General features: G+C 69.7%; 7 protein-coding genes. 5 read left to right on the top strand and 2 right to left on the bottom strand.

Annotation, left to right across the window (positions count from 1 at the left end; genetic code table 11):
• Window positions 1-153: 153 nt before the first annotated feature.
• Together QQJ79_RS14170 and QQJ79_RS14175 are read right to left on the bottom strand one after the other, a co-directional pair.
• Window positions 154-954, bottom strand: a complete 801-nt coding sequence (locus tag QQJ79_RS14170) for a SapC family protein (RefSeq protein ID WP_284223567.1) — start codon at window positions 952-954, stop codon at window positions 154-156.
• 86 nt (window positions 955-1,040) lie between these two features.
• A complete protein-coding gene (locus tag QQJ79_RS14175) occupies window positions 1,041-3,074 on the bottom strand; it encodes a TonB-dependent receptor domain-containing protein (protein ID WP_284223568.1) in 2,034 nt (677 codons plus the stop codon).
• A 104-nt stretch (window positions 3,075-3,178) separates the two neighbouring features.
• Here QQJ79_RS14175 and QQJ79_RS14180 point away from each other — a divergent pair, with 104 nt between their 5' ends.
• From QQJ79_RS14180 to QQJ79_RS14200, 5 genes are all read left to right on the top strand, one after another.
• Window positions 3,179-3,655, top strand: coding sequence for a Fur family transcriptional regulator (locus tag QQJ79_RS14180; protein WP_284223569.1), 477 nt, complete (start codon window positions 3,179-3,181; stop codon window positions 3,653-3,655).
• Window positions 3,656-3,695: 40 nt separating this feature from the next.
• Window positions 3,696-4,586: an alpha/beta fold hydrolase gene (locus QQJ79_RS14185; protein ID WP_284223570.1), complete on the top strand. Its 891-nt coding sequence runs from the start codon at window positions 3,696-3,698 to the stop codon at window positions 4,584-4,586.
• Between the two features lie 84 nt (window positions 4,587-4,670).
• Window positions 4,671-6,173 (top strand): CoA-acylating methylmalonate-semialdehyde dehydrogenase, encoded by a 1,503-nt coding sequence (locus QQJ79_RS14190; protein ID WP_284223571.1) that lies wholly within the window; start codon window positions 4,671-4,673, stop codon window positions 6,171-6,173.
• The gene (locus tag QQJ79_RS14195) at window positions 6,173-6,640 is read left to right on the top strand and encodes a GNAT family N-acetyltransferase (RefSeq protein WP_284223572.1); all 468 of its coding nucleotides are present in this window, start codon (window positions 6,173-6,175) and stop codon (window positions 6,638-6,640) included. Before QQJ79_RS14190 ends, QQJ79_RS14195 begins: the two co-directional genes overlap by 1 nt.
• Before the next feature lie 87 nt (window positions 6,641-6,727).
• Window positions 6,728-7,500 (top strand): hypothetical protein (locus QQJ79_RS14200; protein ID WP_284223573.1); only part of this gene is annotated, 773 nt, incomplete at its 3' end.

Consider the following 7,500-nt stretch of genomic DNA (forward strand, 5'->3'; position numbering starts at 1 on the left):
CGTTCGAGCTCCGCCGCGACGAACGCCCGATCGATCCGGCGCCGTGGCTGCAGTAGGGCAGGCGGTCAGGGGCGAGCGGCGAGGGTGGTCGGCGCGTCAGCCGGGATGGACGGCGAGTCCGCGATCACTCGCCGCTCGCCGCCCGTCGCTCACTCAGGCGTTGCCGGCCGCCGGTTGCGCCGCGGCGGCGGCCTTCTGGAAGGCCATGGCGATCAGACGATCCCAGCCCAGCAGCGACACCAGGTGGGCGTAGATCTGGCCCAGGGCGCCGTTGTCGCGAAGCTCGGCCAGCTTTTCAGCGGGCAGGGCCTTCAGCTTGTCTTCCGAGACGGCGAAATATTCCGCGATCTTCTGCGGCGCGGCCGAGGTGCCGTCCGGATTGCGCGGCGTGAACACGGCCTCGCGGGTGTCGAACAGGTCCAGATCGGTCAGCAGTTTGACGAAGGCGTCGGTGCGCTGACGCTCCAGTTCGAAATTGTTGCAGAACTCCATCGCCTGCTCGACGTACGGCGAGGGTTTGCCGTCGATGAACAGCGGGGTCGCGCCGCCGTCCCGGATGAATGGCGCGTCGCGGTCGACGCACAGGATCAGACGCTTCTGGACCTCGTCGTTGGCGAAGACGAACGGATAGCGGCGCACATAGGCCGGGATATAGGCCTCGGCGCGGAACTCGCCGGCGTCGCTGACGAACAGGTTCTCGCCGCCGCGCAGGGCCATGACGGCGACGGGCATCCGGGCGTCGCCGACGAAGATCACCGGATAGGACAGGGCGGCCGGGGCGAACTCGGTCACGGTCAGCGGCACAAGATTGGTCTTGGTCACGAAACCGTAAGGCTTTTCAACGGGATCGACGCCAAGGGCGCCGTGGGCCTCGACCGACAGGGGCTCGGGCTTGCCGTAGAACAGGACATTGCCGGACAGGGCGGCGTTGGCGGTGGCTGTGGTGTCGGTCATGGACGCGAAACGGGCTCTGCTGGTGAAGGAAGGCGCGTGTCTAGCGCAGACACGTCAGGGCGGCAAACCGGCTCGCCCCGCAGGGTTCAGAACCGGTAGGTCGCCCCCACCCGCAGACTCCGTCCCGGCTGCGGGGCGATGTCCTTCTGGAAGCTGGCGTGCTCGCGCGCCTCCGCGTCGGTCAGGTTCGCGGCTTCGGCGAAGAGGATGACGTTGCGGTCGGCGAACGGCCGCACGGCCCCCTTCAGATTGACGAGCGTGTAGCTGTCGGTCGGCCGTTCGAACGCGGCCGTGCGATCCTGCTCGCCGACGTGACGCACCTCCAGCCCGACGTCGAACAGGGGCGACGTCCAGTCCAGGCCGCCTGTCACCGACCATGGCGGAATCCGCGCCGCCGGCCCGAGGTCTGTCGAGGCGCGCACCCAGTCCGCCGCGCCGGACAGGTTCAGGCTCCGGTCGCCCGCTTCCCAGAGCTGATAGCTGGCTTCGGCCTCGAAACCGCGGAAGGTCGCATCGGTCTGGACATAGGCGAAGACAGGCAGTCCCGAATCGACGTCCTCCAGACCCGTGGGCCTCAGGTCGATGAAGCCGTCATAGCCGGCGTGATAGGCGTGCAGGTCGAACTCGAACGGCCCGGAGGCGAAATGCGCCGTCGCCTCGATCGAGGTCGCAACCTCGCTGCCCAGATCGATGTCGCCGACCTCGAAGGCGCCGGTGGCGACGTGGGCGCCCTCGGCGAACAGTTCGACCTCGCTCGGGGCACGCTCGTTGCGCGCCACGCTCAGACCGAGGAACAGCGGCGCCGACGGGCGGAAGAAGACCCCGGCCGAGGCCGAGACATTGGTGAAGTCGCGGTCGCCCGCCACGCTCCCCAGCGACCGGTTGTCCAGCCGCAGACCGCCCTCGAAGCCGAGGCCGCCGCGGTCGAACCGCTGGACCGTATACAGCCCCTGTTCGGCGATTTCGGTGCGCGGCACATAGGCCTCGTCGCCGACCGCGTCGAAGGTGCGGTCGAGAAGCTGCAGCCCGACCACGCCCTGCCAGCCGTTCCGCTCGCGCTGGATCAGTTCGAACCGGCCCTCCTGGCCTTCCGAGAAGAAGCGGGTGCCGATCTCGGCGCCTTCGAACTCGGTATGCGAATAGTCGGCCCAGCCCCCGGAAAGCCGGGCCGCGCTGAACGGGCCCGTGTCGAAGGCCCATTCGCCGCGCACATCGACCCGGGTCTGCTCGAGGCCGATGGAGACGCCTTCCGCTTCGGCGCCGGGGTCCAGCGGATCGGGCTCATGGGCGTGGCCGGGGACGCCATAGGTGGTCTCGACCCGCTTGACCGAGGCGCCGACGTGGCCGCGCGATCCGATCCAGCTGACGCCCGCGCCATACTGGTCCAGTTCGACGAAGGTGTTGCCGACCGTGCGCTCGTCGCCGGCCTCTTCCCCCTCTTCGTCCAGCAGGCGCTGGGATTCCGGGAAGACGGGGACGTCATAGTCGGAAGCGGACCGGGTGAAGGCGTCCGCCGTGAACACCAGCGGCCCGGCGTTGGCCTTCAGCCGGGCCCCGAAGCTGGCGCCGTCATCGACGGTCGAGGCCTGGGCGCTGACGTGGCCGTCCAGCCCGCCCTCCGCCGGTTCGGTCGGAATCCGGTCGTCGATGATGTTGACCACGCCGCCGATGGCCGAGCCGCCGAACACCAGGGTCGAGGGACCGCGCACGATCTCGATGCGCCGCGCCTCGGCCGGATCGACCGCGACCTGGTGGTCGGGCGAGACCGAGCTGGCGTCGATCATGCCCAGGCCGTTGGTCAGCACCTGCACGCGCGGGCCGGACAGGCCGCGGATCACCGGGCGGCTGGCCCCCGGGGCGAAATTGGTGCTGCGCACGCCCGGCAGGCCGTTGACCAGGTCGCCGAGGGTCGAGGCGGGCGCCACCGCCAGGTCCTCCTCATCCAGAACCTCGACCGCCAGCAGGCTGGCGCGGTCGGTGACCCCGAACGGCGTGCCGGTGACGATGACCTCGTCGAGCTCGGCGGAACCCGGCGCGTTCTGGGCCGCGGCGGCGCCCGAGAGGGCGGCCCAGCCCACGGCGGTCAGAAGGGCGGCGCGGGAGACAATGACGAGACTCATGGGGGCATCCGGACACGGGTGAAGCAATGGTGTTATGAGATAACATCACGTCTCGTCAAGCGCCCGATATTGCGGGACCGCGCCCGAGGGCCTAGCTCAGGGCAATGAGCGAAACCTGCGGCCACCATCATGCCGACGGTCCACCGGGGGCCGCCGATGTCGCGCTGGCCATGCAGGCCGCCGATCTCCGCCTGACCGCGGAGGGCGAGCGGATGACGCCCGCCCGTCTGCGCGTGTTCGAACTGCTGCTGGCCGCCGGCGAGCCGGTGAAGGCCTATGATCTGATCGCCCGGTTCGGCGGGGACGGCCAGCCGGCCAAGCCGCCCACCGTCTATCGGGCCCTGGAGTTCCTCGAGCGCAAGGGCCTGGCCCACCGCATCGCCTCGATCAGCGCCTATGTCGCCTGCACCTCCGGCTCGATCGACCACGCCGCCGCCTTCCTGATCTGCGACTGCTGCGGCGCCACGGCGGAGGTTTCCGCCCCCGTGGCCGGCGATCTGGGCCGCGCGGCCGAGGCCGCCGGCTATGTCATCGCCCGCACCACCATCGAGGCCCATGGCCGCTGCCCGGCCTGCCAGTAGGGCGCTGGCAATCGGCGGGCCGAGGCCCTATCTCCGCCCCATGGATGCGATCCGGCTCTCCCCGCCCCGTCGTCTGAGCCTGCCGGTGTCGAACCGCTGGGGCGCCGGCAGGATGAGCGTGCTGGATTTCGGCGATCCGAACCGGCCCGTGGATATCGTCTTCGTCCACGCCAACGGCTTCAACGCCCTGACCTACCGCACCCTGCTGGCGCCCCTGTCCGGCTCCCTGAGAATCTGGGCCCCGGACCTGCGCGGTCACGGCGGCACCACCCTGCCGGCCGAAGGCGGCGGACGCCGGGACTGGCACGATCACCGCGACGATCTGGTCGCCCTGCTGGACGCGCTGGACGGCCCGCCAGTCATTCTCGCCGGCCATTCGATGGGCGGCACTTCAGCGCTGCTGGCGGCCGCCGAACGCCCGGACCGCGTGGGCGGGCTTGTCCTGCTTGATCCGGTGATCTGGAGCCGCTGGGCCGTCGCCGCCTTCAAACTGCCGCTACTCGACCGGATCGCCTCGCGGATCCCGCTGGTGAAGAACGCCCTGCGCCGCCGCCGGGTGTTCGACAGCCGGGAGCAGGCCATGGCGGCCTATCTCGGTCGCGGCGCCTTTCGCGGCTGGCCCGAGATGATGCTGGCCGACTATATCGCCGACGGCCTGATCGAGACGCCGGAGGGCTTCACCCTGGCCTGCGACCCGGCCTGGGAGGCCTCCAACTACGCCGCCCAGAGCCACGACCCCTGGCGCGCCCTGAAACGCCTCGACTGTCCGGTGACGGTGCTCAAGGCCGAGGGGGCCTCGCCCTGCCACCTGCCGGAGAATCCGCGCGGCCTGCCGCATGTCACGGTCGGGATCGTCCCGGGCGGCACGCATTTCTTCCCCATGCTCCAGGCCGACATCGCCCGCGACGCCCTGTTCGAAGCCGCGGTCTAGACCCGGCTGGCGCCCGCGCGGGTCAGCGGCTAAACCGCTGCCCATCCGACCCGACTGTTTCGTTTTCCAGGACCGTTCCCGACCATGCGCGACATCAACCACTTCATCGACGGCGCCAGCTTCACCGGCGCCTCGGGCCGCTTTTCGGACGTGTTCAACCCCAACACCGGCGAGGTCCAGGCCCGCGTACAACTGGCATCGGTCGCCGAGATGGACCGCGCCGTCCAGGCCGCCCAGCACGCCTTCGACGGCTGGTCCTCGACCAACCCCCAGCGCCGCGCGCGGGTGATGTTCGAGTTCAAACGCCTCGTTGAGGCCAATGTGAACGAGCTGGCCGAACTGCTCTCGGCCGAGCACGGCAAGGTCATCGCCGACTCCAAGGGCGACATCCAGCGCGGCCTCGAGGTCATCGAGTTCGCCTGCGGCATCCCGCACGCCCTGAAGGGCGAATACACCTGGGGCGCGGGCCCCGGCATCGACGTCTATTCGATGCGCCAGCCGCTGGGCGTGGTGGCGGGCATCACCCCGTTCAACTTCCCGGCCATGATCCCGATGTGGATGTTCGGCGTCGCCATCGCCGTCGGCAACACCTTCATCCTCAAGCCTTCGGAGCGGGATCCGTCCGTGCCGGTCCGTCTGGCCGAGCTGATGATGGAGGCCGGGGCTCCGGCCGGCGTGCTCAACGTCGTCCACGGCGACAAGGCGGCGGTGGACGCCATCCTGACCCATCCGCAGATCCACGCCGTCAGCTTCGTCGGCTCGTCGGACATCGCCAACTATGTCTACCAGACCGGCGCGGCCCACGGGAAACGCGTCCAGGCCATGGGCGGGGCCAAGAACCACGGCATCGTCCTGCCCGACGCCGACATGGACCAGGTGATCAAGGACCTGTCGGGCGCGGCCTATGGCTCGGCCGGCGAACGCTGCATGGCCCTGCCGGTGGTGGTGCCGGTCGGCAAGAAGACCGCCGATGAGCTGCGCGAACGGATGGTGGCCGAGATTCCGACCATGCGGGTCGGCGTCTCGACCGACGCCGGCGCCCACTACGGCCCGGTCGTCACCGCCCAGCACAAGGCCCGGGTCGAGGGCTGGATTGAAAAGGGCGTCCAGGAAGGCGCCGAACTGGTCGTCGACGGCCGCGGTTTTAGCCTGCAGGGGCACGAGAAGGGCTATTTCATCGGCCCGTCGCTGTTCGACCACGTCACGCCGGACATGGAGTCCTATAGGGAGGAGATCTTCGGCCCGGTGCTGCAGATCGTCCGCGCCGCCAGCTTCGAGGAGGCGCTGCACCTGCCGTCGAAGCACCAGTACGGCAACGGCGTCGCCATCTTCACCCAGAACGGCCGCGCCGCCCGCGACTTCGCCGCTCGGGTCAATGTCGGCATGGTCGGCATCAACGTCCCCATCCCGGTCCCGGTCGCCTATCACACCTTCGGCGGCTGGAAGCGCTCGGCTTTCGGGGACACCAACCAGCACGGTATGGAGGGGGTGAAGTTCTGGACCAAGGTCAAGACCGTCACCGCCCGCTGGCCCGACAGCGATCTGGAGCACGCGGACTCCAGTTTCGTCATCCCGACGATGGGGTGATGGCGCCGACCATCCGATCCGCCGGCCCTGCCGACGCTGCACGGATTCACGCCCTGATGCTCGGGCTGGCGGAGCATCAGGGCGAGACGCCCTGGCTGGCGGCGACGCCCGCAAGTCTCGAAAGCGCGCTTGGCGGAGACTCCCCCCGGGTCGGGTGCCTGCTGGCCGTGATGGACGGTCGGGATGTCGGCTACCTGTCGTGGACGCGGCCTTACGGGATCTGGCGTGGCGGCGACTACCTCAACCTGGACGACATCTTCGTGGACGGCTCTGCCCGCGGCCGGGGCGTCGGGGAGGCGCTGATGCGACGGTTCGCCGAAATCGCGATGAGCCTGGACCTTCCCGCCCGTTGGGAGGTGAAAACAGACAATGTCGCCGCCCGCAGGTTCTATGACCGGCTCGGGGCGGAACAATCCGACAAGACCATCGTTCGATGGTCCGTCGCCGCCATGCGATCTTCCGATTGATCGCTCGCCTCTCAGGCGTGCGCGACAACCCAATTCGGTGCTAGGCGTTAACCTCCGCGAACCGTGAAGCTGGAGCGCCTCCCCCCAATGCGTCGCTTTTTCATCTGGTCGGCCCTCGCGGCCGTCATCGGCCTGATCCTCGCCGGCGTCGCCTACTGGGCGTACTGGACCTATTATGCGCGGTTCCAGCCGGTTACGGTGACCCGCAACCAGGCCGAAATCCAGCGCCTGCTGGACGAGGCGTCCTGGGTCTCGGCGGGCGGCGGCGGCGAGCCGCTGTACATCATCGGCTATCGCGACTCGGCAGCCATGGCCCGCTACGAGCGCGAGGAGATTCCCAAGCTGCGCGCCGCAGGCATCGAGGCCCGCACCATTCTGTTCGCCCGTCCGGATCGCGAGGGCCTGGCCCAGTCCACCGCGGCCGAGCGCGCCACCGTCGCCGAACTCTGGCTGACCCGCGACTGGACCCTGTACCAGCGCTGGACCGCCACGCCGGTGCGCAACTGGACCGCCGCGGGCATTCCCGCGGCCGACGGCAATCTGGCGCGTGGGGCCGTGGTCGAGGCCGGGCGGGACTTCGTCGCCCGCCTGACCGCCGATCTCAAGGAGGCGGGTCTGCAGACGCGCTATCCGCTGGTCATCTGGCGGGACCGCGAAGGCTTCATGAAGGCCTGCGCCTGTTCGGACAGCCGTTCCTGGGTCTTCATCCGCGACGATCTGGATGCGCCCGACCGCATCGACCCGCCGGTCGTCGCGCCCGGCGATCCGGCGGCGCCGTCGGCCTTCCCCGGCGACGGCAGTCCCGAAAGCCTGCCCTATCCGACCCTGCCGCCGATCGCGCCGGCGCCCGGCGCCGCGCC

Source organism: Brevundimonas denitrificans (assembly GCF_030160755.1).
GTDB lineage: Bacteria > Pseudomonadota > Alphaproteobacteria > Caulobacterales > Caulobacteraceae > Brevundimonas > Brevundimonas denitrificans.

Coding starts and splice junctions, on each gene's coding strand:
- QQJ79_RS14170 (WP_284223567.1), bottom strand. CDS start 954: ATGACCGACACCACAGCCACCGCCAACGCCGCCCTGTCCGGCAATGTC.
- QQJ79_RS14175 (WP_284223568.1), bottom strand. CDS start 3,074: ATGAGTCTCGTCATTGTCTCCCGCGCCGCCCTTCTGACCGCCGTGGGC.
- QQJ79_RS14180 (WP_284223569.1), top strand. CDS start 3,179: ATGAGCGAAACCTGCGGCCACCATCATGCCGACGGTCCACCGGGGGCC.
- QQJ79_RS14185 (WP_284223570.1), top strand. CDS start 3,696: ATGGATGCGATCCGGCTCTCCCCGCCCCGTCGTCTGAGCCTGCCGGTG.
- QQJ79_RS14190 (WP_284223571.1), top strand. CDS start 4,671: ATGCGCGACATCAACCACTTCATCGACGGCGCCAGCTTCACCGGCGCC.
- QQJ79_RS14195 (WP_284223572.1), top strand. CDS start 6,173: ATGGCGCCGACCATCCGATCCGCCGGCCCTGCCGACGCTGCACGGATT.